This window comes from Acidisoma sp. (assembly GCF_965199065.1).
Classification (GTDB): domain Bacteria; phylum Pseudomonadota; class Alphaproteobacteria; order Acetobacterales; family Acetobacteraceae; genus Acidisoma.
Window position 1 is genome coordinate 308,355 of the sequence record NZ_CBDAQN010000003.1, and the last position, 25,542, is coordinate 333,896.

Here is a 25,542-nt window from a genome sequence, read left to right on the forward strand (position 1 = left end):
ACGTTTTGTTCCTGCGCGCCTTCTCGATGGAAAGTTCGTCGCCACTTGCGGATGAAGTGGCGACGAACGTCAGATCCAGCACATCGGGAACCGCCCGCGATCGCGGGTTTGAGGCGCGATGAAGCTCTTGCGGGCGCTGCCGCTCTCGCTCAGATTGGCCGGATAACGAGGACGAATACTTTGGTTTTCGGGTGGCTGAATTTCGGCGGGGCGGCGGGGCTTCTGAAGAAGGGCGAGGCCGCTCTGGATGCCGGCGATCTGGATGCCGGCTTCAAGCTGGTGGCTCGTGCTGCTCAGGCCCGGCTGCCGGCCGCCGAATACCGGGTCGGGCTTTGTTACCTTCAGGGAAAAGGCGTGCCGCCGAGCCGGTCGGAAGGTCGACGGTGGCTCGAGTTGTCCGCGAGCCAAGGCTTTGCCGAGGCTCAGGCTGCGTTGGCAACCCTGCTGGTCACCGGCCATGTGGAAGAGGCCTTGCCAGGCGGGCGGCAGGCGCTGTTCACGGATCACGTGCCGGCCCAGCCGGATTTCATCGCCGCCGAGGGCTGGGCTCGTCGCGCCGCCGATGGCGGATCGGCAGACGGCCAGGCGCTTCTCGGGTACATCCTGAGCGTCGGACCCGAGGCCATCCGCAACCTGGAGCAGGGCGAAGCCTGGTATCGTAAGGCTGCAAAGAGTGGCAGCGCCCAGGGAAAGCTGGGCCTCGGCCTTGCCATACTTCGGCGAGCAGGACGAGAGACAGTGGTCCAGGCCGAGGGCCTGAAGGAAATCGCGGAAGCGGCTGAACAGGGTCTGCCGATGGCGCAATATCTCCACGGCGTACTGCTCGAGCATGGCGTGGGCGTCGAGAAGGACATGATCCACGCGGCCAAGCTCTATGCGAAGGCGGCGGCAACCGGGCTGCGCTCGGCCATGGCCCGCCTTGGGCTTGCTCTGGTGGAAGGCCGCGGCGTGAAGCCCGATCCGGTGACGGGCGAATCCTGGCTCCGGCGCGCGGCTCTTGCCGGAGATATCGAAGCCGCCGCCATGGTCGGCGACATTTACGCCAAGGGCGGGTCATTGCCGCCCAATTTCGCCGAAGCGGCGGTTTGGTTTCAGCGCGCCGCCGAAGGCGGGCATACGATGGCCGCGCGCGCCCTCGGCATGCTCTACCTCACCGGCGCGGGCGTCGCGCGGAATGCCGACGAGGCCGCGGTCTGGTTCGAGCGTGCGGCGAGCGCCGGTCATTCGCGCTCCCAGGTCGATCTCGCGAACCTCGTGCTGCAGGGAAGTGTCCGGGACGCCGATCCCGACCGGATGCGCTCCTGGTTCGAGCAGGCCGCCGAGAGCGGCGATCTGATCGCGGCGTTCAATTTCAGCGTCTGCCTGTCGCGCGGATTTGGCGTCGAGCGCGACCCCGAGCGGGCCGCCTTCTGGATGCACCGCGCAGCGGACGGCATCGTCAACGCGCAGTTCCACTACGGGCGCATGCTGCTCGATGGAACCGGCGTGCCGGCGGACGCCGCCGCCGCCCGGATCTGGTTCGCCAAGGCAGGGGATGCCGGGATGGCAGACTCGCTGGTGGCTCTGGCCGAGATGATGGTGAACGGCCGCGGCGGCCCGCGCGACCACTTCGAGGCTGCGCGTTGCTTCGCTCGCGCGGCCGAACTGGGACACGGCGGGGCCATGTTCGGCCTTGGGGCGCTCTACGGCGGCGGCCACGACGTCCCGATGGACCGGGTCGCGGCCTTCCACTGGTTCCGCAAGGCGGCAGAGCTCAGCCATCCCCAGGCACAGCTCATGCTGGGACGCTACCTTCGCCTCGGCCTCGCCGGCCCGCCGGACCTCGAGGAGGCACGGGTCTGGTTCAAGCGCGCCCTCGACAGCGGCATCAGTGAGGCAGCGACGGAGCTCGCCAATCTCAATGCCCAGCAATCCGCTCACACGCGGCCCGAACCTGTCGAGCTCACGGATAACCTGCGCGTGCAGACGGTCGCGAAAAGCGAAACGGGTCCGCAACTCATCCACTATTGAGCGATGTCCGGCACTGAGGGGTCGAAGCCGTCTGTCCGCTTCGATTGGCTGCTCGGCGACAACCGGTCGCGGCCGCGACCCGAAACGCTCGATCTCGCCGTCGATGCCTGGGAGCGGGGACAGGCTGCCCTCTCGTCGGGCGATCTCGCTTCGGCCCGGCACTGGGCCGAGCGCGCGGCGCGGCTCGGACCGGAGGACACCCAGGTCCGTTTCCTGCTCGGCATCGTGCTCCTGCGTCAGCAGGACCACGCCGCCTTCGCGGCCTTCCAACGCCTCGTCGCCGACTCCGACACCCTTCCGGCCCATCGTGGCCTTGTCGCCGCGGCGGCACTCATGGGCGACCATGCGGTTCTCGCGCGGGCGATGGGAAATCTTCTGGCGAAATTCGCGCCACCGACGGACGGCGAGTTCCCGAGCCTCGCCGCGCGTGCGGCCGCGGCGGCGGGCCTTCCCGGCTGGTGCGGCGCAGACGCGGCGGGCCGTATCACCCTCTCCGCGACCGACCGGACGAGCTTCGCGCTTGATGGCCGGACGATCCCTGCCCGCCGTCGCGCCGACGGACGCTGGAGCCTGCCCGCATCATGGACCGGCGCCGCGCGGCTATCGGTGACGGTCGATGGCCATCATCTTCTCGGCAGCCCGATGGACCTCGCCCGCAGGCGGCAGGTCGAGGGCTTTGTCGAGGCCGACGGTGGCGGCCTGCGCGGCTGGGCCTGGTGCCCGGCCGATCCCGAGGCCTCGGTCCGGCTCATATTGGGCTCAGCCGCTGGGCGGCTTCCACCGCTCGCCATTGAGACGGCGGAGCCGGCGCAGTTTCCGAACCTGGACGGGCTCATGGCGCCCAAAGCTTTCCATGTGCCGGCCGAGACCTTGCAGGACCGGCTTGGCCTCGTGCATGTCCGTGATCAATCGGGACGCGATCTGATTGGAAGCCCGCTCGATCCCGGGCTCTGGACCGGATCCGCGGTCGCCGCCGCGCGCCTGATGAGCCAGGGGAAGGCCGTTCCTGCGATCGTGCCGATATGGGCCGACACGCCGCCACCCACACGCCGAGCCGCAGCGCGCCGTCCTCGCCAGGGGCCGGCCGTGGTCGTTCCCGTCTATCGTGGCCTCGAGACGACCATGCTCTGTCTCGCCCGCGTGCTGGAAACGGTGCCGAACCGCACGCCGGTGATTGTGGTCGATGACGCCGGGCCCGAACCGGAGCTTTCGGCGGCTCTCGACGAGTTGGCCCGCAAGCGGCGGATCCGGCTGGTCCGCAACGCGCGCAATCTCGGCTTCCCGGCCAGCGCCAACGCCGGGCTCGTGGCGGCAGGATCGCGCGATGTGGTGCTGCTCAACAGCGACACCGTGGTGCCTCACGGCTGGCTGGAGCGGCTGCGCGATGCGGCCTGGTCGGCGCCCGACATCGGCACCGTCACGCCGCTCTCCAACGACGCGACCATCCTGAGCTATCCCCGCGTCGACAGCGTGCAGAAGCCTCCCCCGGAGGCGATGCTCGACCGGGTGGACCGGTTGGCCGCGAAGGCGAACGGCACCAGCGTCGTCGACATCCCGACCAGCGTCGGCTTCTGCATGTATATCCGTGCCGATTGCCTCGCGGAGACCGGCCTGTTCCGGGAGGACATCTTCGCCCAGGGCTACGGCGAGGAGAACGACTTCTGTCTGCGCGCCCGCCATCTCGGCTGGCGCCACGTCGCGGCGACCGGGGTTTTCGTCGGCCACATCGGCGGACAATCCTTCCGGGCGGCTCGCGCCCACTTGCTCCGCCGTAACCTGACGCTCCTGGAGCGGCTGCATCCGGGCTACCACGACCTCATCGCGCGCCATGTCGCGGCGGACCCCCTCGCGGAGGCGCGCCGGCGCCTCGACCTCGCCCGCTGGCGCTCGTTGCGCGTCGCACGGTCGAGACCGGGAAGCGGCTCGGTCATCCTGATCACGCATGATGAAGGCGGTGGCGTGGAACGCCAGATCCGGGTCCGCGCCCGGGCGCTTTCGGCGCAAGGCCTGCGCCCCATCATCCTGAGGCCGGCCTCCGACGGCGGCTGTCTCGTCGAACCGGCCGGAGAGGACACCGATATCTGGCGGAGCGACTTCCCCAACCTGCGCTACCCCATCCCCGAGCAACTGCCGGAGCTGGTTGCGTTGCTGCGGCGCGAACGGCCTGAGCATGTCGAACTGCATCATCAGCTTGGTCATCACCACGCCCTGCTCTCTCTGGCTGATTTGCTGGACGTGCCGATGGACATATTTGTTCACGATTATGCAACAATTTGCCCGCGTGTGACTTTGGTGACCACCTCGGACCGCTATTGCGGAGAACCCGAGGCTGTGCAGTGCGAAGCCTGCGTCGCCGACCTCGGGAGCCGCCTGCGCGAGGAAATCTCGGTCGCTGGCCTGCGCCGGCGAACGGCGTCCGATATGGCCGCCGCGCGGCTGGTGGTCTTCCCCACTGGCGACACCGAGAAGCGGTTGCGCCGCTACGTTCCCAGTCTGCGCGGCGCGGTGATCCCGTGGGAGGCGGATGCCCCCGACCTTGGTTCCGCCGGCCCCACAGGTTCCGGAACCAAGCTCGGGCGGCAACCGGCCAACGGGGCGAGGCGGCGGCGCGTGGCGATCATCGGCGCGATCGGCACGGAAAAGGGCTATGACGTGATCCTGGACTGCGCGCGGGATGCGGCGCGGCGTGACCTCCCGCTCGAATTCGTCGTCATCGGCTATACCCATGACGACATGCGGTTGATCGACACCGGGCGCGCCCGGATCACCTATCGTTTCTTGCCCGACAGAGCGGTTGCGGAGATCACGGCGCAGAGTGCCGATATCGCCTTCATCCCCTCGATCTGGCCGGAAACATGGTGTTTTGCACTCAGCGATGCCTGGGCGGCCGGACTGAAGGCGGCGGTGTTCGACATCGGCGCACAGGCAGAACGTGTGCGCGCGACTAACAATGGCTGGGTTTTGCCATTGGCGCTCCCTCCGTTAGCGATTAACAACACACTTATTGCTTTGGCAGAGACACAATCTTAAAGAAATTTGTCATAATGCGGTGTAGATAATCCATGCACCTATAAGTCGATCATCCGGTGCGATTCGATTTTTTGCTGATGGCTAACGAAATACGCTTGGCCGGTCTGAAGAGACCAATATTGTGAGGCGCTGCATGTCCCAGTCCGAACGGCAAACACAAGCCAGAACTTCCGACACCCGGGTTCAGGAGCTGAGGGCATCGGCTCATCTGATGACGTTGGAGACGGGTACCTTCTGCCTGGTCAACGGCTCGGTGAAGGCAGCCGGAGACACGATCTCCGGCGTGCGCGTTTCGGTGACGGACCCGGGCAACCCCGACGTGACGATCGTGAGCTTCCGGCCGGATGGCTGGCTGAGCGGCGATGGCGACTCTGCCCTCATCCGTGTTGTGTCGGGCCCGGCGCAGATTCTTGTCACGATCTACCAGCCAGCCGGGGGCGGCGCCGAGAGCGCTCCGAAGCTGCGCGTCCTGCGGTTGTCCGAGCCGGCGCTTGCGGAAGGCGCCACGGCCCCCGCGCCGCCGGCGACCGGAACGCGCCGCCCGGTGATGGTGCTGACGGAACCCCATGACATCATCGCCCACATCCAGCGGACGGGAGACGCCGGACGCGCCTTCGGAGAATGGGTGGGCACCCCAGGCAGCAAGATGGCGATCGAGGGATTCAGCTTGACGGCGCCCAAAGATCTTGAACCCGGCGACCTCACCTACCAGGCGGTTCTGGGGCGCGGCTGGATGTCGCCCTGGTCCGAATCCGGCCAGTTCTGCGGCAGCCGGGGCATGGCCCTGCCGATCCTCGGCCTCAGGGTGAAGCTCAGCGGCGCAGCGGACAAGCTCTACGACCTTCGCTACAGCGCGACGTTCCTCGATGGCACGAAGCTCGAAAACCTCACCAGCGAGGACGCCTGTGAAACCTCCACGCTTGCAGCTCTTGAAGCCATGCGCATCGAACTCAAGCCGAGAACGGCCAACCGATCGCCGGCTGCCGTGAAGGAGGAGACTGCCAAAGCCGTTGCGCCGGCCAAGGCCAAAGCGGCGGCTGCCGTCAAACCCCTGCAGAAAGTTGCCACGTCATCGAAACCCGTGCGCCGGTAGCGCAGGATTGCGGATAAGCCCTGGAGCGCGCTCAGCGTCTCAGGGCGCTGTAGGGGGCGAGCGTTCGAGCATGGCAAATTTGTCGTAGTGGCGTCTGGATCGTGATATCCCCGCTCGAAACCGGTTGGGTTTTGGATAGGACAAGCTTAGTTGCGCTTTCTTTTCGTCCACCAGAATTTCCCCGGTCAGTATGTCCATATCGTCCAGCATCTCACCCGAGGCTTGCACGACGTGGTGTTCCTCAGCGAGCCCAACAGCAACTACGTGGCCGACGTCCGGAAGATCGCCTATGTCTCCCAGCGAGCGTCGGATGAGCGCATTCACGAACATGCCCGTGAGTTTGAAATCGCCGTACGCCGGGCCGAGGCAGCGGCCACGGCCGCCCGGCAGATCAAGGCGCTCGGCTTCACGCCGGATATCATCATCGGGCACCACGGCTGGGGCGAAATGCTCAACATGCAGGATGTCTTTCCTGACACGCCGCTGCTCGGCTACTTCGAGTTTTTCTACAATCTCGTTGGGCAGGACGTGGGTTTCGACCCGGAATTCCCGTTCGCGGACCACCGCCTGCCAATGGTCAGGGCGAAGAACGCCGTCAACCTGACGGCGCTCTCCCTGCCCGGCGCCCACGGACAAACTCCGACGGAATGGCAGCTCAACACCTATCCGGCCTGGGCGCGGGACCGCATCGCGCTGTTGCGGGAGGGCGTCGATCTTACAGTGTGCAGCCCCGCCCCGCCACGCGCCAGCCGCCACCTTACCCTGCCCGACGGCTTCAGGCTGGAGCCGAAGCACAAGCTCGTCACATACATAGCCCGCAACCTCGAGCCCTATCGCGGCTTCCATGTCTTCATGCGCTCCCTCCCTGCGCTTCAAAGGGCGCGGCCCGACCTGCATGTCAGCATCGTCGGCAGCGATCTGCCCGGCTACGGCGCGCTTCCAGCCGACGGATCGAGCTGGCGTGAGACCATCCTCCGCGAAGTAAAGGGCGGGCTCGATCTGGAGCGGGTCCATTTCCTCGGCCAGGTTCCCTATGAAACGCACATCGATCTGCTGCGGCGATCGGACGCGCATGTCTATTTCACCTACCCCTTCGTCGCCTCCTGGTCCTTGCGCGAAGCGATGGCCGTCGGCGCGCCCATCATCGGCAGCGACACCCTGCCGGTGCGTGAGTTCATCACCCACGAGAAAACCGGCCTGCTGACGCCGTTCCTGGAGCCGGACCGGCTTGCGGACAGCGTTCTGCGCCTTCTGGAGGACGCAAAGCTCGGCCGCGCTCTGCGCACGAATGCACGCACCTTCGCCGAGGCGCATCTCGACCGCGAGGCGTATCTCGCCGGCTATGCGGCGCTCATCGAGCGGTTGACCGGTCAAACACTCAAGCCAAGGCAGAGCCCGAAGCCAAAACACGGTCTCAAGACTGTGCAAATCCTGAACCCGGCGAAGGCTGCGCTTCCTGTCGGAGCCAGGGCAAACAGCGGCTGACCTGCGGTCTCGCCACTTCAAACCCCGGGGAGTAGGTCCGGATGACCCAAGCCGATGCTCCTCCGGCAATGCCGGTGATCGAAGCGCCCGCGGGCATCCGCTTCGATTTCAACGAAGGCGCCCGCGTCTTCGTGCCGGCGCGCACCACGGGGGTCTGGCGCGTGCGCCTCTCGGATACGGGCACCGGGAATACTCTCTACGACGAGACGATCGCGCGCGGCATGGTGGCAAGCGCGAAGAAGTGGTTCTTTCGCTGCCGGATCGAGGTGTTCGACGGCGAGACGCGCCTGGTCGATCACACCTACGATGCGCGCGGGCGCGATGTGCTGGTTCGCTTTCATATCGGCACCCTCGGCGACCTCATCGCCTGGTTCCCCTATGCGGCGGCCTTCGCGGAGCAGCACGGTTGCCGCCTCACCTGTTGCATGTCCGCGCTGATCATTCCGCTGTTCCGGGACAGCTATCCGCAGATTCGCTTCGTGACGCCCCCGGAGGCCGACGACCGGCCGTATTACGCGACCTACAAGATGATGATGTTCTTCGGCGACCGCGACCGGCTGTGGAACACCTGCGAAGGCCGCACCCTCAGCCTGCAGGAGAACGCCGCCTATCTGCTCGGCATCCCGCCCGGTGAGCGGCGCCCCATGCTGAGCTTGCCCGACGAGAGCAGGCCGATCCCGGAGCCCTATGTCTGCATCGCGACCCAAGCCACGGGTCAGGCCAAGTATTGGAACAACCCGGACGGCTGGGACCAGACGGTCGCCTTCCTCAAGGGGCTCGGGCTCAGGGTCATCTGCATCGACCAGAAACCGGTGACCAGCGTAGGCAATATCCGCAACACCATGCCGCGTGGAGCCGAGGACGAGACCGGCGACCGGCCTCTCGTCGAGCGCGCCCGCTGGCTGCGGCACGCGACGTTGTTTGTCGGCCTCTCTTCCGGCTTGTCCTGGCTCGCCTGGGCGGCGGGCGCTCCGGTGGTGATGATCTCCGGCTTCACCCACCCGACGAACGAGTTCGCGACGCCGTATCGCGTCATCAACTGGCACACCTGCAACAGCTGCTGGAACGATGACACCGCACCGTTCGACGCTGCCGACCGCAAGGACTTCCTCTGGTGCCCTCGCCACAAGGACACGCCGCGCATGTTCGAATGCAGCCGGCTGATCACCGCGCATCAGGTCATCGGCACCATCAGGCGAGTGCCCGCGGTCGCTGCCCTGGTGGCGGCGCGCTCCGTCATGGCCTGAGCTGTGGGGTCGTCGCCCGCAGGAAGCGTGTGGTGAGCAGCGCCGCCGCGACGGTCAGCCCGCCCATGAGCCCCATCCAGATACCCGGAACGCCAAGCCCGCGCCCGAAGGCGAGCCAGGCCCCCAGCGGCACGCCGAGCAGCCAGTAGGCGAGCATCGCCAGCAGCATCGGCACCCGCGTATCCGGCAATCCGCGGAGACTGCCCATTGCGACCACCTGCGCGCCGTCGGCGAACTGAAAGAAGGCCGCCAGCGTGAGCAGCGAGGCACTCAGTGCGATAACCGCGGGCGCATGGGTGAAGAGCCCGGCGATGGTGTTCGGCAAGAAGAGCATCAGCGCGCAGCTGACGCATTCGCAGGCGGCCATGACCGCGAAACCAGCCAGCCCGGCGTGGCGGACTGCCACCGGGTCTCCCTGCCCCACCGCGCGCCCGACCCGCACCGTCACTGCCTGGGATAGGCCGAGCGGCACCATGAACGACACGGCGGTGGCCATCAGCGCGATCTGGTGCGCGGCGACCGCGACGGTTCCGAAACGGCCCGCCATGAGCGTCGCCACCGAGAACATGCAAACTTCGAGCACGATGGTGACCGCGATCGGAGCGCCGACCCGCAGCAGGCGCCCGAGCACCCGCCAGTCGGGCGACCAGGCGCTTCGGCGCCAGGCAGTAGCCGGATAGCGGCCGGACAACCGGACCCAGCCAAAATAGACTGCCGCCTGCAACCAGAAAACGAACGCAATGGCCAGGCCGGCGCCCTGTGCGCCTCGTCCGGGGAGCACGCCGAAAAGCGGAAGGTGAGCGCCGTCGATGAGCACGTAGGCCGTCGGGACCAGCCCCACGAGCCCGAGTGCACCGCAGATCATGGTGGGCCGGGTCATCGACAGACCTTCCGACAGGCCACGACAGGCCGCGAGCAACCCGAGCGCCGGCATCGACCAGGCCGCTGCGTGGAGGAAGCTCGCGACGCCGGGAAGCACGGCGGGCGGCAGATGCGTGGCGCGCGCGAAGGCGAGCCCGCCAAGGGCCAGCAGCAGCCCACCGACGATGCCCGCCGTAAAGCCGAGCATCAGGCCCTGGGCGAGGAGATGCCCTGCCTCATGGCCCCGATCCGCGCCGTCGAGGGCTGAGACCGCCGGTTGCAGCGACATCATGAGCCCGAGGACGGCCATGAAGACGACGATCCAGAGGCTGCTGCCAAGAGCGACAGCCGCCAGCACGTCGGCGCTTAGATGGCCTGCGAAGATCGAGATGATGACATCGGTGCCGATCCCGAAGAGCTGCCCGAGCATCAGCGGGAGAGCGAGCGGGACGAGCACCCTGATCTCGCGCAGAAAGGCGCGTGAGGCCAAGGCAGGCAGGATCTGAGCCGTCATGATGCCTGTGCTTTACCCTAACCGCTCGTGGCGCCGAAATCATGCGGGGACATGCGGCAGCCGGCGGGTGGGATGCCGGGAAAGCGCGTCCAGGTCTGGGTCTCCCCAAGCGACGGGATGAGAAAATAGCCCCTCAGCTTGAGAATGCCCGGAGCGGTCAATGACAGGCGGGCGTCGTAGGTGTGGCCATTGTCGGGGTTGGTGATCCGGCCCACCCAGGCGTTGGACCTCGGCCGCAGGTTGACGATGAAGACGTAGTCGCATTCGCTTTGGCGGTTCCAGGTCTTTGGCGTCGGATCGGCCGGATGGTCGAGTTCCAACCCGACCAGGGCGCCGCAAAGCGTCCGCCAGCCGCAGGAGTAGATCTGGACGACACCCTGGTTGCGTTCGGTGGTCCAGTATCCGATCAGGCTGGGTGCCGAGGGCTGGTCCGCTCGAGCAGGGACGGACGCATGGTGCAAAGCCGCAAGCAGAATGAGCACGGTCGCCAAGCCTGTTCCGGGCCGCTTCGTCCGCTGCGCATCCAACGCGTCAAGCCTTCCCAAAACGGCGGCTCCCTCATGACGAGCCACCCCCGATCAACATTCATAGCACGCTCGATTCCGCGTCGGCATGCGCCATGCCGGATTGATTTGGGTGGAGCGGCAGGACGGTTTAAGCCTCGCCCGCCCGATGCCCATCAGGAGCCTGCGATGCACGCCTTCCGCCTTGCCTTTCCAGTCGCGGCCGCACTCGTTTCGGCGGCTACATGTTCGGTGCCGAGGGTCGCATACGCGCAAACTCCGGTCCTCTCGCCGCTTCTGGGAGCTTGGGGCTCGGATAGCAGTTGCACCGCTGACGTCGTCGTTTTCCGGGCCGATGGAACCGTCATCGATACCGGGGCAGTCGCCGGGACGCCACGCACCACCTATGGCACGGCCACCTCCAGCTCGGGCGGGGAAGCGATCACCTTCACCCAGGGCGGCAAAACCGGCCAGTTCGCCCTCGCTGTTTCGGATCAGGCCGTGTCATGGTCGAACGGCGCATCGATCGTGCTGAAGGAGCGCTGTGCCGATCAGGCTCAGTTCGCGAGCGATCTCGGACCGGCTCCAGCGCCGGTCTCGCTCTTTGATCAGATCCGGGCGCTCGCCGCCGAGCCGCTCCACTTCAATGGGATTGTCATCAGGGTGACCGGCGTCGAGGGACGCACGGCGCTTACACCGGCGGCGACCGGGCCGGCGTACAGCGAGGTGATTGCAACGCCCAATCCCGCAGCGGTCGGCTCGGGTGCTGCCTTGCTCTACCGGATATTCCCGACGGAGGCAGCGGCCGCCGCCCACGTGACGCTCGCGGCGGATGCGCGGACGAGCTTCATCTACGAGCACCGCGGCGCGGGGTTCTTCTCGACCGCATCGGCGGCTGACGAGGGCAACACCCCGACGGCGAAGCCGGTCACGATCGACTGCCTGCGCTTTCATCCGAAGGGCAAGGACCGGGTGGAGATCGCCTGCTTCGCGCAGATGCCTGGCTCGCGATTGGTGGCCGGCGCGCGGCAGAGCTTCCCACTGCCAGCAGGAACCAAGGCGAACGAGATGGGCTCGAAGGACGACCTGAGCGAAACCCTCGATCTCACCAGCCTCGCAATCGATACATTGCGCGGGTTCCTGGCGGCCAACCCGGCCGATTAGTCAACGCGGCGTTGCGTGATGCCCCGACATCTCCTCGCCCGCCGAGCGCGGCAGGCGCAGCGCCAGCCAGGCCGCCGGCAGCATGACCGCGGCCACGATCAGGAAAGCCGCTGAGAAATCCGGCAGGCCCGGATGCGTGCGGCCCGCGAGCACTCCGAAGACCGCGAGCGCCGCCGCACCCAACGTGACGCCCATCGTCAACGAAAGCTGCTGCAAGGTGCTGTAGAGGCTGGTCGCCTGGCTCATCCGCGGCGGCGGGATGTCGGCATAGGCGATGGTGTTGTAGGCGGTGAACTGCAGGCTCCGGAAGACGCCGCCGACCAGCAGCACGAGATAGATCAGCGCGATTGGCCAGTCCGGCCGGAACGCCGCCGTCAGCGCGATGATCGCCGTCGAGATGGCGGCGTTCACCGACAGCACGGCCCGGAAACCAAAGCGCCGCAACAGCGGCTTGGCGATCGGTTTGACGGTAATTGCCCCGGCAGCGCTGACGAAGGTGATGAGGCCGCTTCGCAGCGGGCTCAGCCCGAAGCCGAGCTGCAGCATCAGCGGCAAGAGGAAGGGCATCGCGCCGATGCCGATGCGGAACATGGAGCCCGCGACGACCGAAGTGGCGAACGTTGGGATTTGCAGCAGCGTGATGTCGAGCAAGGGGAACTTGGAGCGCCGGGCATGGATCACGTAGCCCCCGGCGGCGAGAGCGCCCACCACCGTCAGGGCGATAGCAGCCGATGGCGGCAGAGCGCCGCGCCCGAAGGACGATAGGCCCATGATGAGCCCGGCCATGCCGATCCCCGCCAGGACCTGCCCCAGGATGTCGAAATGGGTGGCTTCGACGCCCTCGTCCGGCCGGATGAACAGCGTCACCAGGATGACGCCGACAACCCCGATCGGGATGTTGATGTCGAAGATCCAATGCCAGGAGAGCGAGGTGACCAGGAAGCCGCCGACCGGCGGCCCGATGACGGGGCCGAGCAGCGCCGGCATGGTGAGCCACGACATCGCCGCCACCAGATCGGCCTTGCCGACGCGCCGCAGAAGCAGCAGCCGCCCCACCGGCACCATCATGGCGCCACCCATGCCCTGCAGGATGCGCGCGCCCACCAGCATCGGGAGGCTCTGCGAGACGCCGCAGAGGATCGAGGCGGCCGTGAAGACGATGATTGCGGCGCGAAACACGTTTTTGGCGCCGTAACGGTCCGCGACCCAGCCGCTGGCCGGGATGAAGGCGGCGAGGCTCACCAAATACGAGGTGATGACGATATTCATCGTCACCGGCGAGACGTTGAAGGCCCGCGCCATCGACGGCAACGCGGTGGTGACGACCGTCGAGTCCAGGTTCTGCATAAAGAGCGCGCTGGCGACGATCAGCGCCGTCGTCCGCATCTCCTTGGGCAGCGCCTTTCGTGGGCGCTTGGCAGACAGTGGATCGGGGCCCTGCCCCGGAAGAAACCGGTGCAGGGCGTCCGGCAACCCTCAGGCCTCGATCTCGCTGCCGTCCTGGCTCCAGCGGGTGTGGAAGCTCCCCTCCTTGTCCAACCGGCGATAGGTGTGGGCGCCGAAATAGTCGCGCAGACCCTGCAGCAGGTTGGCGGGGCCACGTGCGCGGCGCAGGCCGTCGTAATAGGCGAGCGACGAGGAGAAGGCAGGCACGGCCACGCCGTTCTCGACCGCCAGCACGATCACCCGGCGCCAGGCGGCTTCCGCCTTTACCACTGCGTCGCGGAAATAGTCGTCGAGCAGCAGGTTGGAGAGCTTGGGGTCGCGCTCGTAAGCCTCGCGGATGCGGTTGAGGAAGCGCGCCCGGATGATGCAGCCGCCGCGCCAGATGGTGGAGATTTCGCCCAGATGCAGGCCCCAGCCAAAGGTCTCGGAGGCGACCGTCATCTGCTCGAAGCCCTGCGCGTAGGCGATGATCTTCGAGGCGTAGAGCGCATCCCGGATCGCGTTGATCTCCTCCGGCGTCGGCGTGCGGGTGGCGACCGCCGGATGCGGCAGCGCCTTCTCGGCTTGCGCCCGCATGCCGCGGCGGCCGGAGAGCGCGCGGGCAAACACGGCCTCGGTGATCGCGGTCACCGGCACGCCCATTTCGAGTGCATTTTGTGCGGTCCAGCGTCCGGTGCCCTTCTGCTCGGCCTCATCGACGATGGCGTCGACCAGGGGCTTGCCGGTGCCGTCCGTCTTGCGCAGCACGGCCGCCGTGATCTCGATGAGGTAGCTGTCGAGGTCGCCCGCCTTCCACTCGGTGAAGATGTCGGCCATCGCGGCAGCGTCGAGGCCGTACAGCGTCTTCATGAGGTCGTAGGCCTCGGTGATGAGCTGCATGTCGGCATACTCGATGCCGTTATGGACCATCTTCACGTAGTGCCCAGCGCCCTCGGTCCCGATGTAGGTGCAGCAGGGCGTGCCGTCGACCGACACCGCCATCTTCGTCACCATCGGCGCGATGCGGTCGTAGGCCGAGCGCTCGCCGCCCGGCATCATGCTCGGGCCTTCCAACGCACCCTCCTCGCCGCCCGAGATGCCCATGCCGATGAAGCGGATGTTCGCTTCCTTGCAGCGCTTGAAGCGGCGGGCGGTGTCGGTGAAGAGCGAGTTGCCGCCGTCGATGATGATGTCGTCGGCCTCCAGGTGCGGAACGAGATCCTCGATCATGTCGTCCACCGGCTGGCCGGCCTTCACCATGATGATGATGGCGCGCGGCTTGGCGAGAGCGTCGACAAACTCCTCGATGGTCTTGGTGGGGTGGAAGCGGCCTTCGGAGCCATGCTCGGCCATCAGCTTGTCGGTGCGCTCATGGTTGCGGTTGAACAGCGCCACCCCGAAGCCTTTGCGGGCCGCGTTGCGGGCGAGGTTCGCCCCCATCACCGCCAGTCCCAGAACCCCGATATCGGCGGCTCCGCTCTGTCCCTTGGCTTGCACCTGAGACTGCGCTTGGTCGTTCATTGCTGTTTCCTTCCTGCGTTCTGGTCCAGAGACGGATCGGCGCGACCCTACTGCCCCACGGTTAATTCGCCAGTGGGGAGGTCGCATAACCCGCCAGCAAAGCAGCGGGGTCGCGGTAGATGGCAACGCAGCCGGCATCCCTAAGCACATCCTCGGGGAAGCCGCCGCACAGCATCCCGATCGTGCCCATGCCAGCCTTGCTGGCCGCCTCGGCGTCGTAATGCGTGTCGCCGACCACCACCACCTGATCGGGCGGCAGGCCGAGCCGCTCCAGGGCGGCGGTGAAGATGTCGGGATGCGGCTTCGACCTCTCGGCGTCGTCGGAACTCGTCTCCTCATCCACGAGATCGGCGATGCCGGCGATCTTCTTATACACCTGCAGTTCGTCGCCCTTGGCGGAGGAGGCGAGCGCGATCCGCTGTCCCTGCGCGCGGATATGGCGGAACAGCTCCGGCACATCCGGGAAGGCGCGGACCTTCGGCAGATACTCGCGCTTGAAGAGATCGGCGCGCCAGGCGGCCATCTCCTCGCCATGTTCCTTGGCCGCGGCTTCGCCGACCAGATGCGGCACCAGCTGGTCCCCGCCCTTGCCGATCTGAAAGCGCGCCTCGTCCTTGGAAATGTCGAAGCCGAAATGCTTGAACGTGCGCGCCCAGCTTTCGGCGTGGAAATCGACCGAGTCGACGAGCGTGCCGTCGATGTCGAAGATGATGGCCTGGGGCATCGGTGCTGTCGCCTTGTGCGGATCGGGCTCGGGGGATTTGAACTTGCTAATGTGGCGCGACCGGCTCAGCTTTGAACCCGCAATCGCAAAAAGGGGGAACGGCATGTCCGCGCTTCAGAATGAAGAGTGCGTGCCTTGCCATGGTGGCGTCCCGCCGCTGAAGCCGAGCGAGATCGAAGGTCTGCTGCCCGAGGTGCCTGGCTGGAGCCTCGCCGCCGACCCGTCGCATATCGTCCGGCGCTGGACCTTGCCTGACTTCCAGACGGCGCTCGATTTCGTTCTCGACGTAGGCGAGGTGGCCGAGGATGCGGGCCATCACCCGGACATCTCCTTCGGCTGGGGGTATGTCGAGGTTTCGCTCCACACCCACGCCATCAAAGGCTTACAACGCGCCGATTTCGTCCTGGCGGCGAAGATCGACGCCCTTCCCGCCGCGCAGCTGGAGAACGCCGCATGAAAGCCACCTGGAACGGCGAGATCATCGCCGAAAGCGACGACATCGTCACTGTCGAGGGGAACGCTTATTTTCCCGTTTCGGCGCTTCGGAAGGACGTAGTCGTTCCCAGCTCCCACACCAGCGTCTGCCCCTGGAAGGGAACGGCGCAGTACTACTCGCTGGAGGTCGGCGGGAAGATGAACCGGGACGCTGCCTGGTACTACCCGGAGCCGAAGGAGGCCGCGGCGGAAATCCGCGACCGGGTCGCCTTCTGGAAAGGCGTCACGGTAACCGCCTAGCATGAGCGCTGCCGCGACACGGCGGCCCCCGGTGGAGGTCCGCGACCTGAAGGCGCTGTCCGCGCGCTCCGATCGGCGAGGACTACTTCACCTGGGTGGGCACCTCGCCGCCATCGGCTGCGTGATGGCGCTGGTCCTGGCAGTTCGCGACAGCGGGGCTGTCTGGCCGGCGATGGCTGTGCTGGGCGTGCTCGAGGTCGCGCTCTTCACCCCGCTCCATGAGAGCACGCATCGCACGCCGTTCCGGTCGCTGTGGCTGAACCGCGCCGTGGGCTGGCTGGCAGGTTTCGTGCTCATTTTGCCGCCCGAGGGGTTCCGCCTGTTCCACCTGGCGCATCATCGCCACACTCAGGACCCGGAGCACGACCCGGAGCTGATCGGCGCGAAGCCGCTCACCCGGCGACGCTATGTCTGGCGGCTCACGGGGCTGCCCTACTGGGGGAGCCAGATCCGCGGCCTCGTCAAGACGGCCGCCGGCCATGCGGACGCGCCATGGGTTCCAGCCGCTTCCCGCCAGACCGTGGTGCGGGAGGCGCGCATCTATCTGGCAATCTACGTTGCCGTCATCGCACTGGCGCTGGCCTTCCGGTCGGTCCTTCCGTTGGTGCTTTGGATGGTGCCGGTGCTGCTTGGCCAGCCCGTTCTGCGGGGCGTCCTGATGGCGGAGCATACGGGCTGCCCCGAAAACGACGACCGCATGGCGAACACGCGGACCACGCTTGCCGGCCGCGTCTTCGGCCTGCTGTTCTGGAACGCCAACCTGCACATCGAGCATCATTATGCGCCGGGCGTGCCGTTCCACGCGCTGCCTCGGCTACATTCCCTTCTCGGGCCGCATCTGAAGTCGCTCGACAGCAGCTACCCGTCGGCGCATCGCGCGATCCTGGGCTCCCTGCCTGAGTGACAAGGTTTTGGTTCTTTTTTCAGAAAGAACCGTCGGCCTCTTGCTTCGCCTCGGCCACGATCCGGATCATCGCGGCGAACCCCTCCGGCGTCCACGCGGCGCGCCCGATGAAGAGGCCGTCGACATTCTCCAGCGCGATCAGTTCCGCGCCATTGGCCGGCGACACCGAGCCGCCATAGATGATGCGGGTCGCAGTCGCGGCCGGTTCGCCCCAGCAGTCCGCAAGCGTCTCCCGCAGGCCGGCGTGCCGCTCCGCCACGTAGGACGGCGGCGCCGCCTCCGCGACACCGATCGCCCAGCGCGGCTCGTAGGCCAGAACCACACGCGGGAGCATCCCGGCGGTCACACTGGCCAGAGCCGTCGTCACCTGCTCGCGGAGGACGCTGTCGGACTGGCCCATGCGCCGGTCCTCGGCGCTCTCGCCCAGGCAAAGGATAGGTTCCAGGCCCCCCTGGAGGGCCGCATCGACCTTCAACCGCACCAGATCGTAGGTTTCCCCAAAATGCTGCAGCCGTTCGGAATGGGCGAGTTCGACGAAGCGGCACCCGATTTCGGCCAGCATCGGGGCGGAGATTTCGCCGGTCCAGGCGCCGGAGGCATCCCAGTGCATCGTCTGGCCGCCGATCGCCACCGGCGAGCCTGCGAACTCCCGCGCCGCCGTGGACAAGGAGACGAACGGCGGCAGCACAAAGATGTCGAGCCCGTCGGCAGGGTCCTCGCGGAGCAACGCCAGCAACCGGCGGGCGTACGCCTCCGTCGCGGCGATGCCGTGGTTCATTTTCCATCCGGTGCCGACCAGTGGTTTACGCATGGAGACCTCTCCGCCGTCTGTTCAAGGATGCACGACCGGAGCGACTGCCAGTGATCGCCGTCATCGGAGCCGGGCCTGCTGGGCTGATGGCCGCCGAAGTTCTTGCAGTGGCTGGCCGAAGCGTGACCGTCTTCGACCACATGCCCTCGTCCGGGCGCAAGCTGCTGATGGCGGGGCGCGGCGGCCTCAACCTCACCCATTCCGAGCCGCTGGAGGCTTTTCTCGCGCGATACGGCGCGAGCGCGGCGCGATTGGAGCCGGCAATCGGCGCCTTTCCGCCCGAGGCGTTGCGAGCCTGGGCGGAAGGGCTGGGCCAGAGCCTGTTCGTGGGCACCAGCGGGCGGGTCTTCCCGCGCACGATGAAGGCTTCGCCGTTGCTGCGCGGCTGGCTGCTCCGGCTGAACGGCCTCGGTGTCCGCTTCGCGTTCCGCCATCGCTGGCAGGGCTTTGGCGCGGAGACGCACACGCTGCTGTTCGAAGGTGCGGCGCCGATAGAGGCCGAGGGCGTCGTGCTGGCCTTGGGCGGCGCGTCGTGGCCGCGTCTCGGCAGCGACGGCGGCTGGGCGTCGCTGCTGGCGGAGCGCGGCGTGGACGTCGCCCCCTTCGTGCCGGCCAACTGCGGCTTCACCATCGCCTGGACGGACATGTTCCGGGAGCGCTTTGCCGGCACCCCGCTGAAGTCCGTGGCTCTGCGATGGCACGGCCGCGTCTCGCGCGGCGACATAATGGTCACCGCCTATGGCATGGAGGGAGGCGCGGTTTACGCATTGAGCAGCGTCCTCCGCGACGAGATCATGTCCCATGGCGAGGCGATGGTGACGCTCGACCTGCGCCCGGACCTCCCTGAGGCGGCCTTGGCCGAGAAGCTGCGTGCCTTGCGGCCCCGGGACAGCCTGTCCAGCGGCCTGCGCCGGACCCTGTCTCTGGCGCCCGTCGGGATCAACGTCCTCCGGGAGACCGGCTCGCCGCCGCCGCACGACCCCGCAGCGCTCGCTGCCCTGATAAAGTCGGTCCCGCTGCGGCTGACCGGATTTGAAGGCCTCGGCCGCGCCATCTCATCCGCTGGCGGCGTCACCTGGGATGAGGTCGATGACCGCTTCATGCTCCGCCGTCTGCCGGGCGTCTTCGTGGCGGGCGAAATGCTCGACTGGGATGCGCCGACAGGCGGCTACCTGCTGCAGGCCTGCATGGCGACCGGTGTGGCCGCCGGTCATGGTATGGTCGACTGGCTTGAGAAACGCTGAAGGGATACGAGTCGGCATGACGGTTGCGATCGAGATGGGGCGGACGACTGCGGGTGCCCCAGCCACTCTCGACCTCGAGGAGCTGCTGGCGACCCGACTGCTCGTGCAAGGCAATTCCGGCTCGGGCAAGTCACACCTCCTCCGCCGCCTGCTGGAGCAGAGCGCACCCTGGGTGCAGCAGGCGGTCATCGACCCCGAAGGCGACTTCGTCACGCTCGGCGAGCGCTTCGGCCATCTCGTGATCGATGCCGAGGCGCAGTCGGAGCACGGGCTGCAACTTGCCGGAGAGCGCGCCCGCATCCACCGCGTCTCGACCGTTCTCAACCTGGAAGGGCTGGATGCCGAGGCGCAGATGCGCCACGCCGCCGCCTTCCTCGGCGGGCTGTTCGAGGTTGGGCGCGACCATTGGTACCCTATGCTGGTGGTGGTGGACGAGGCGCAGCTTTTTGCCCCTGCGGTCGCGGGCGAGGTTTCCGACGAGGCGCGCAAGCTTTCGCTGGGGGCGATGACCAACCTGATGTGCCGGGGCCGCAAGCGGGGTCTGGCCGGCGTCATCGCGACGCAGCGGCTCGCCAAGCTCGCCAAGAACGTGGCCGCCGAGGCGTCCAACTTTTTGATGGGCCGGACCTTCCTCGACATCGACATGGCGCGCGCCGCCGACCTGCTCGGCATGGAGCGGCGGCAGGCGGAAGCGTTCCGGGACCTCGAACGCGGCCATTTCATCGCCCTGGGGCCGGCGCTATCGCGGCGGCCGCTCGGCCTGACCATCGGCGGCACGGAGACGGAGGCGCGAAACCCGACGCCCCGCCTGATGCCGATGCCGGGCGCGGCGCTGGAGGATGCGCGGGCCGTCATTCTCGCCGCGGCGCCGCCCGAGGCCCAACGCCCGGTCCGCCGCCCGCCCGCACCACCTTCGCCCGATCTGCTCAGCCAGCTCATGGCAGCGAAACCTGTCGCCGAACTCCGGCCCGAGACCGCCGCGGAGCCGCAGAGCCCGGCGTTGCTGGCCGAGCGCCGCGCCCGGCTGGACGGCATTCTGCAGGAGATCCTGGCCGATCCGGAGGCCGGCTTCCGGGCCATCGGCGTGCTCTACCAGGACTTTCTCGTCCGTTGCCGGATCGGCGGCCTTGGAGCCTCGGCGCCCGATCTTCAGGCGTTTCGGCGCATGCTGACCCACGCGCGGGCCGGCGTCGGCGCGGAGGCGTCCGAGGATGCGTCGTGGCAGGAGGTCGCGGCGCGGGGTGCGGCGCTGCCGGAGGATATGCAGGGCATCTTCCTGATGCTCGCGCGCGCGGCGCGAGACGGCCGGCCCTGCCCCAGCGACGGCATACTTGCCCGCGCCTACGGCACGCGCTCGCTCGGCCGGGCGCGCCGGCTGCTCGCCTACATGGAGGAGCAGGGCCTCATCGTGTGCCAGACTGACGGCGCGGGCCGCCGCATCGTGACCCTCGTGGAACTCGCCTGGGCGACGGCGCCCGGCCACCCCGGCGCGGACGAGGCTCTGGCGAGCTGACGACGTCCGCCCTAAAGGGGAAGACGGATCGTGGCCCGCAAGCCGCCGAGCGGGCTTTCCGACAGTACGATGTCGCCGCCATGGGCGCGCACGATGTCCCGCGCGATCGTCAAACCAAGCCCCGAGCCGCCAGGGTGCGCCCCGCTCTCGAACGGGCGGAACACACTCTCCATCCGGTTCCGCGGAATGCCGGGCCCATCGTCATCGACCGTCACCTCGACCGTCTGCTCGCCGCGGAAACCGATGCCGACCGCCACATGCGCCGCATGGCGGCGGGCATTGTCGACGAGGTTGGTGATCGCCCGCCGCATCGCATCCGCCCGCAGCGGCAGCACGAGATCCGGCGCGCCGTGCAGCGTGATCATGGCGCCTGAGCGCCGGGCGGCAGCCACCACCTCCTCGAGCGTCGCGGAGAGGTTGGTCAGCACCGTCTTCTCCTCGCCCTCGCCGCGCGCGAAGGCCAGGTAGCCGCCGATCATCCGCTCCATCTCCTCGACATCCGCCGTCATGTCGGCGACGTCGGGCGCGAGTTCCGGCGTCTGCGGCAGCATCGCCAGCGTCAGCCGCAGGCGGGTCAGCGGCGTGCGAAGGTCGTGCGAGACCCCCGCCAGCATGTCCGTGCGTTGCGACAGGAATCGCAGGATGCGCTCCTGCATGCGGTTGAAGGCGATGGCGGCACGCCGAACCTCGCGCGCGCCCTCGGGCTTGATCGGCCCCCGGTCGCGCCCCATGCCGAAGCCTTCGGCCGCGCGCGCCAGCCGGTGGATGCCTCGCACCTGGATCCGCAGAAAGAGGCTCGCAACCACGATCAGCAGGATCGACGTGCCGCCGACCCAACTCGCGAAGATATAGAGCGACCCTGCCCAGACACGCTTGCGCGGGATGTCGACGTTCACGACGCCGTTGTGCAGCTGGATGCTCACCAGCACGTAGTCGGGGCTGGCCAGCCAATTCATCGTGAAGGGCAGGCTCACATGCTCGCGCAGAGCCTTGGCGAGATCGTCGTCCATAGGTCCGAGGAGGTTGACCTCCCTGATCGGCACCAGCCTCGCGCCGGGGTTGAAGGTCATCCGCAGATCGAACTGCTGCCGCACCTCGTCGATGATCTGCCACTGCATGGATGCGTCGGGGCTGCGGTCGATCTGATCGAGGCTGAAGGCAATCTCGCCGCCGATGCTGTAGGCGAAGCGGCGCGAGATGATGCCGAGATGGCTGCCGTAGAAAACCTGGAGCATCACCGCCTCCAGCAACAGCACCGGCAGCAGGATGATGAGCAGGCTGCGGGCGAACAGCCCACGCGGCAGGAACTTCCGCAGGGCGCGCTCGGGCCCGCCGGTGATCCTCCGGCGGATCGGCGCCATCCGTTCGCGTGCGCTCATATCCCCGGCTTGAGCACGTAACCCCGCCCGCGCACCGTGTGGAGAAAGCGCGGCTCCCGGCTGTCCCGCTCGATCTTGCGCCTCAGGCGCGTCACCTGCACGTCGATCGCGCGCTCGCCCGGCTCTTCCATCCCGAGAGCCTCGGCGATCTCCTCCCGCGACAGGATCTCGTTCGGCTTGCGGGCCAGCGCCGTCAGCAATGCGACCTCGCCGCCCGTCAGCCGGATGGGGCCGCCGGCATTGCGCAGTTCGCCGCGCGCGGGGTCGAATTCCGCCTCGCCCAGCCGCACTGGGCCGATATCGACCGGCGCGGTCACCAGCACGTTGCCCATCCGGCGCAGCAATGCGCGTGCCCGCAGCACAAGCTCGTATGGGTCGAAGGGCTTGCCGAGATAATCGTCCGCGCCCGCCTCGAAGCCGGCGATCCGATCCTCCGGCGCGCCCCGGGCGGTCAGCAGCAGCACCGGCAGGTCGGCGTCGCCGTTGCGCCGCAGATCGTCGACGAAGTCGAGCCCCGTCTCGCCTGGCATGGTCACGTCCAGGATCATGAGGTCGGGCCTCACCGAACGCAGGCAGGCCCGCGCATCGGCCGCATCCGCCGCCGCCGTTACCCGGAACCCGTGGTCGCTGAGATAGCGCACCAGCAGCCGGCGCAGCCGCTCGTCATCGTCCACGACCAGGATATGCGCGTTGACGGTCGTGTCGACAGGGCCCGCTGCGCTCATGATGGTCACGCCGACCGGGCACGCGGCTCCCGCGCCGCCGCTTCCATCGCCGTGAGATGCGACTGCCCCGCCTCATCCGTCAGCGCCCGCAGGACCCGGCGAAACCCTTCGACCGCCGGTCCGCCAGCCTCGCGATAGGCGCGCAGCAGCACGTCCCGCTGCCGCTCGAACAGCCGGCGTTCCAGCGCGACGCCTTTCGGCGCAAGGCTGAGCAGACGCTGGCGGCGGTCTGCCCGCCCAGGCGCCGTGATCACGTAGCCCTCCTCCACCAGCGTCGTCAGTACGCGCGACAGGCTCTGCTTGGTAATGCCGAGGATCCCCAGAAGGTCGCTGACGGTTATGCCCGGCAACCGTCCGATGAAGTGCAGCGCCCGGTGATGAGCGCGGCCAAGCTCCAGACCCTCAAGCACTTCATCGGCCGCGTGAGTGAAATCCCGGTAGGCGAAGAATAGCATATCCTGAGCGAGCCGGATCTCCTCTTCGCGCAGAAAGAGCAGGCCAGAGCCCGCGCTGGAGGGAGACGGCGTGCTAGGGGGCATAGCTGACATACCTGCATATTAAGGCAGCTTCATTGACTTAACAAGCAAGCGGGGCATAGGCTGAGGCCATCCCACGCAACATTATTTCGGAAACAACCCCTATGGCGCTTGTTCCTTTCGATGACCGTGACGGCATGATCTGGTGGAACGGCCAGCTCCGGCCCTGGCGGGACGCCAAGCTGCACGTCCTGAGCCACGGGCTTCATTACGGCAGCGCCGTTTTCGAGGGCGAACGCGCCTACAGTGGCAACATCTTCAAGCTGCGTGAGCATAGCGAGCGGCTGAAGCGCTCTGCCGAACTGCTCGGGTACACGGTTCCTTGGTCGCTCGAGGCGATCGACGAGGCCTGCCGTTCCACCCTCGCCGCCAACAACCTGACCGACGCCTACGTGCGGCCGATCGCATGGCGCGGCTCGGAGCAGCTGGCCGTGTCGGCCAAGCTGACCTCGATCAACCTCGCGGTGGCCGTCTGGGCCTGGCCCAATCTGTTCGGGGCGAACCGCATGCAGGGCGTCCGGCTAGGCCACGCTACATGGAAGCGTCCGCATCCCGAGACGGCGCCGACCGCCTCGAAGGCCGCGGGGCTTTACATGATCGGGACGATGTCGAAGCATCAGGCCGAGGATCAGGGGTTCGACGACGCACTGATGCTCGACTGGCGCGGCCATGTTTCCGAGGCGACCGGCGCCAACATCTTTTTCGTCATCGACGGGGAACTGCATACGCCGACGCCCGATTGTTTCCTGGACGGCATTACCCGCCGGACCGTGATGGCCCTCGCCCGCCGCCACCAGATCAAGGTGGTGGAGCGCACGATCATGCCGGATGAGATGGCTGGCGCCAGCGAAGTGTTCCTTGCGGGCACCGCGGCCGAGGTTACGCCGGTGCGGCAGATCGGCGAACTGCACTTCACGCCCGGACCGATCACCGAACGGCTTTTGCACGAATACGAAGCGCTCGTTCAGATGCCGCCGGATAAAGTTTCGGCGATGGCGGCGTGAATACAAGGAAAGGGCGCCCAACAGCGGCGCCCCTCCCGTTATCGATATAGCATAGCGTTGTCAGATCAAGCCTTCACTCGGCGGTTGCGCTCTCGGCAGCACTGGTAAGAGCTTCCCCAAGCGCCTGAATCTTGCTGGCGTTCTTGCTTTCGGTCTTCTTGCTGATGGTGACCGTCTCTTTGCCGAGCTTCACCACGAGCTTGCGGATAGCCTCGCCATCAAGCTCCTTCGCGTGAAGGTGCTTTTTCAAGTTCTCCAGGTCTTTGACGATCGTCTTTGCACCTGGGTCTTCGACCTTCTCGAGCGTCGCTTCCCAGCCTTCGATATTCTTGACGGCGGCGCTGATGCTCATGCTCTTCACGCCCTCCTTGATATGCTTAATCGTCGCGTCGAACTGCGGCATACTCTGTTCCTCTCCGTTTCGAAATCCGCTTGCGCTTGAGGCCTCATCACCCGGCCCGGCAACCGATAGCTCGTGCGCGGCCAGTTGGTTTGCAAGGGCGCGAGATGGACGCTCGCAACTTCGAGAATTGATGAACCGAGCACAAAAACGACAGCGGATCGACGGACCTTAGCCGCTCGTGCATCGTCAATATTGCACCTTGTCCTCTTTCGCCTGGTATTTTTTCCAGACCTCCACCGCCTCTGCCCGCATGATCTGCTTGATCGCGATGGCGCGCTCACCCGCCGGTTTGCGGATCTCGTCATAGATCATGCTGTCGTCGAAATTGCCGTAATGCAGCGCGTCCTCGACCTGAGAGGCATAGAACACAGTGGCGATGCCCGCCCAATAACAGGCCGCCATACACATCGGGCAAGGTTCCGCACTGGTATAGAGAACGGCCGCGTGAAGCTTGAAACTGCCCTGAGCCCTGCAGGCGCTCCGGATCGCCGCAATCTCCGCGTGCCACGTCGGGTCGTTCTCGGCCACCACGCGATTGGCACCCTCGCCGATGATCACGCCGTTTTGGACGATGACGCAGCCAAAGGCGCCGCCCGCCCCCTCGCTGATCGACGTAGCCTCAGACAAGGCTATGGCACGCGTCATGAACCGCCGGTCATCGTCTATCATGCCGTCCCCGTTCTCGCTAGCTCGACGGCATCATGACCGCAG

The 25,542-nt window shown here is 67.0% G+C and carries 23 protein-coding genes; 12 read left to right on the forward strand and 11 right to left on the reverse strand.

Annotation, left to right across the window (positions count from 1 at the left end; translation table 11 throughout):
• Window positions 1–180: 180 nt before the first annotated feature.
• The 5 genes from ACOEQ1_RS09650 to ACOEQ1_RS09670 all read left to right on the forward strand — a co-directional run bounded on the left by ACOEQ1_RS09650 (window position 181) and on the right by ACOEQ1_RS09670 (window position 8,865).
• Window positions 181–2,010, forward strand: coding sequence for a tetratricopeptide repeat protein (locus tag ACOEQ1_RS09650; RefSeq protein WP_419759035.1), 1,830 nt, complete (start codon window positions 181–183; stop codon window positions 2,008–2,010).
• Window positions 2,011–2,013: 3 nt separating this feature from the next.
• Complete coding sequence (locus ACOEQ1_RS09655; protein WP_419759036.1) at window positions 2,014–5,040, forward strand: glycosyltransferase; 3,027 nt, start codon at window positions 2,014–2,016, stop codon at window positions 5,038–5,040.
• 211 nt (window positions 5,041–5,251) lie between these two features.
• Complete coding sequence (locus ACOEQ1_RS09660) at window positions 5,252–6,133, forward strand: hypothetical protein (RefSeq protein ID WP_419759037.1); 882 nt, start codon at window positions 5,252–5,254, stop codon at window positions 6,131–6,133.
• Window positions 6,134–6,283: 150 nt separating this feature from the next.
• Window positions 6,284–7,618, forward strand: coding sequence for a glycosyltransferase (locus ACOEQ1_RS09665; protein ID WP_419759038.1), 1,335 nt, complete (start codon window positions 6,284–6,286; stop codon window positions 7,616–7,618).
• Between the two features lie 41 nt (window positions 7,619–7,659).
• Window positions 7,660–8,865, forward strand: coding sequence for an autotransporter strand-loop-strand O-heptosyltransferase (locus ACOEQ1_RS09670; RefSeq protein WP_419759039.1), 1,206 nt, complete (start codon window positions 7,660–7,662; stop codon window positions 8,863–8,865).
• Here ACOEQ1_RS09670 and ACOEQ1_RS09675 read toward each other — a convergent pair.
• Together ACOEQ1_RS09675 and ACOEQ1_RS09680 are read right to left on the reverse strand one after the other, a co-directional pair.
• Window positions 8,855–10,240 carry an MATE family efflux transporter gene (locus ACOEQ1_RS09675; protein ID WP_419759040.1) on the reverse strand — a complete coding sequence of 462 codons (1,386 nt, stop codon included), beginning with the start codon at window positions 10,238–10,240 and terminating at the stop codon, window positions 8,855–8,857. The two genes, ACOEQ1_RS09670 and ACOEQ1_RS09675, sit on opposite strands and share 11 nt — an antisense overlap.
• A gap of 17 nt (window positions 10,241–10,257) precedes the next feature.
• Window positions 10,258–10,785 (reverse strand): DUF2147 domain-containing protein, encoded by a 528-nt coding sequence (locus tag ACOEQ1_RS09680; RefSeq protein ID WP_419759041.1) that lies wholly within the window; start codon window positions 10,783–10,785, stop codon window positions 10,258–10,260.
• Window positions 10,786–10,932: 147 nt separating this feature from the next.
• On the opposite strand from ACOEQ1_RS09680, the gene ACOEQ1_RS09685 reads away from it, so the two are divergent.
• Complete coding sequence (locus tag ACOEQ1_RS09685) at window positions 10,933–11,907, forward strand: hypothetical protein (RefSeq protein WP_419759042.1); 975 nt, start codon at window positions 10,933–10,935, stop codon at window positions 11,905–11,907.
• Here ACOEQ1_RS09685 and ACOEQ1_RS09690 read toward each other — a convergent pair whose 3' ends face one another.
• From ACOEQ1_RS09690 to ACOEQ1_RS09700, 3 genes are all read right to left on the reverse strand, one after another.
• Entirely contained in the window at window positions 11,908–13,380 is a 1,473-nt protein-coding gene (locus ACOEQ1_RS09690; protein ID WP_419759043.1) for a DHA2 family efflux MFS transporter permease subunit, read from the reverse strand.
• Window positions 13,381–13,383: 3 nt separating this feature from the next.
• Window positions 13,384–14,853 (reverse strand): NADP-dependent phosphogluconate dehydrogenase, encoded by a 1,470-nt coding sequence (gndA, locus tag ACOEQ1_RS09695; protein WP_419759044.1) that lies wholly within the window; start codon window positions 14,851–14,853, stop codon window positions 13,384–13,386.
• A gap of 61 nt (window positions 14,854–14,914) precedes the next feature.
• Window positions 14,915–15,577: an HAD family hydrolase gene (locus tag ACOEQ1_RS09700; RefSeq protein ID WP_419759045.1), complete on the reverse strand. Its 663-nt coding sequence runs from the start codon at window positions 15,575–15,577 to the stop codon at window positions 14,915–14,917.
• A gap of 103 nt (window positions 15,578–15,680) precedes the next feature.
• Here ACOEQ1_RS09700 and ACOEQ1_RS09705 point away from each other — a divergent pair, with 103 nt between their 5' ends.
• The 3 genes from ACOEQ1_RS09705 to ACOEQ1_RS09715 are packed head-to-tail and all read left to right on the forward strand — an operon-like array spanning window position 15,681 to window position 17,216.
• Window positions 15,681–16,034 carry a 4a-hydroxytetrahydrobiopterin dehydratase gene (locus ACOEQ1_RS09705; RefSeq protein WP_419759046.1) on the forward strand — a complete coding sequence of 118 codons (354 nt, stop codon included), beginning with the start codon at window positions 15,681–15,683 and terminating at the stop codon, window positions 16,032–16,034.
• Entirely contained in the window at window positions 16,031–16,312 is a 282-nt protein-coding gene (locus ACOEQ1_RS09710; protein WP_419759047.1) for a DUF427 domain-containing protein, read from the forward strand. The genes ACOEQ1_RS09705 and ACOEQ1_RS09710 overlap by 4 nt, the downstream gene beginning before the upstream one ends.
• Before the next feature lies 1 nt (window position 16,313).
• Complete coding sequence (locus ACOEQ1_RS09715; RefSeq protein WP_419759048.1) at window positions 16,314–17,216, forward strand: fatty acid desaturase; 903 nt, start codon at window positions 16,314–16,316, stop codon at window positions 17,214–17,216.
• Between the two features lie 19 nt (window positions 17,217–17,235).
• Here the strand turns inward: ACOEQ1_RS09715 and ACOEQ1_RS09720 are convergent, their stop codons facing one another.
• Entirely contained in the window at window positions 17,236–18,027 is a 792-nt protein-coding gene (locus ACOEQ1_RS09720; protein WP_419759049.1) for a triose-phosphate isomerase family protein, read from the reverse strand.
• Between the two features lie 44 nt (window positions 18,028–18,071).
• On the opposite strand from ACOEQ1_RS09720, the gene ACOEQ1_RS09725 reads away from it, so the two are divergent.
• A complete protein-coding gene (locus tag ACOEQ1_RS09725; RefSeq protein WP_419760675.1) occupies window positions 18,072–19,271 on the forward strand; it encodes an NAD(P)/FAD-dependent oxidoreductase in 1,200 nt (399 codons plus the stop codon).
• A 16-nt stretch (window positions 19,272–19,287) separates the two neighbouring features.
• On the forward strand, window positions 19,288–20,784 hold the full coding sequence (locus ACOEQ1_RS09730; RefSeq protein ID WP_419759050.1) for a helicase HerA domain-containing protein: 1,497 nt from the start codon (window positions 19,288–19,290) through the stop codon (window positions 20,782–20,784).
• Between the two features lie 11 nt (window positions 20,785–20,795).
• Here the strand turns inward: ACOEQ1_RS09730 and ACOEQ1_RS09735 are convergent, their stop codons facing one another.
• The 3 genes from ACOEQ1_RS09735 to ACOEQ1_RS09745 are packed head-to-tail and all read right to left on the reverse strand — an operon-like array spanning window position 20,796 to window position 23,436.
• Window positions 20,796–22,163 (reverse strand): ATP-binding protein, encoded by a 1,368-nt coding sequence (locus ACOEQ1_RS09735; RefSeq protein ID WP_419759051.1) that lies wholly within the window; start codon window positions 22,161–22,163, stop codon window positions 20,796–20,798.
• Window positions 22,160–22,888: a response regulator gene (locus tag ACOEQ1_RS09740; protein WP_419759052.1), complete on the reverse strand. Its 729-nt coding sequence runs from the start codon at window positions 22,886–22,888 to the stop codon at window positions 22,160–22,162. The genes ACOEQ1_RS09735 and ACOEQ1_RS09740 overlap by 4 nt, the downstream gene beginning before the upstream one ends.
• A 5-nt stretch (window positions 22,889–22,893) precedes the next feature.
• Window positions 22,894–23,436, reverse strand: a complete 543-nt coding sequence (locus tag ACOEQ1_RS09745) for a MarR family winged helix-turn-helix transcriptional regulator (protein WP_419759053.1) — start codon at window positions 23,434–23,436, stop codon at window positions 22,894–22,896.
• 92 nt (window positions 23,437–23,528) lie between these two features.
• Here ACOEQ1_RS09745 and ACOEQ1_RS09750 point away from each other — a divergent pair, with 92 nt between their 5' ends.
• Window positions 23,529–24,428: a branched-chain amino acid aminotransferase gene (locus tag ACOEQ1_RS09750; protein ID WP_419759054.1), complete on the forward strand. Its 900-nt coding sequence runs from the start codon at window positions 23,529–23,531 to the stop codon at window positions 24,426–24,428.
• 73 nt (window positions 24,429–24,501) lie between these two features.
• Here ACOEQ1_RS09750 and ACOEQ1_RS09755 read toward each other — a convergent pair whose 3' ends face one another.
• Both ACOEQ1_RS09755 and ACOEQ1_RS09760 read right to left on the reverse strand, forming a co-directional pair.
• Window positions 24,502–24,831 (reverse strand): hypothetical protein, encoded by a 330-nt coding sequence (locus tag ACOEQ1_RS09755; protein WP_419759055.1) that lies wholly within the window; start codon window positions 24,829–24,831, stop codon window positions 24,502–24,504.
• Between the two features lie 186 nt (window positions 24,832–25,017).
• Window positions 25,018–25,500, reverse strand: a complete 483-nt coding sequence (locus tag ACOEQ1_RS09760) for a nucleoside deaminase (RefSeq protein ID WP_419759056.1) — start codon at window positions 25,498–25,500, stop codon at window positions 25,018–25,020.
• Window positions 25,501–25,542: the final 42 nt, after the last annotated feature.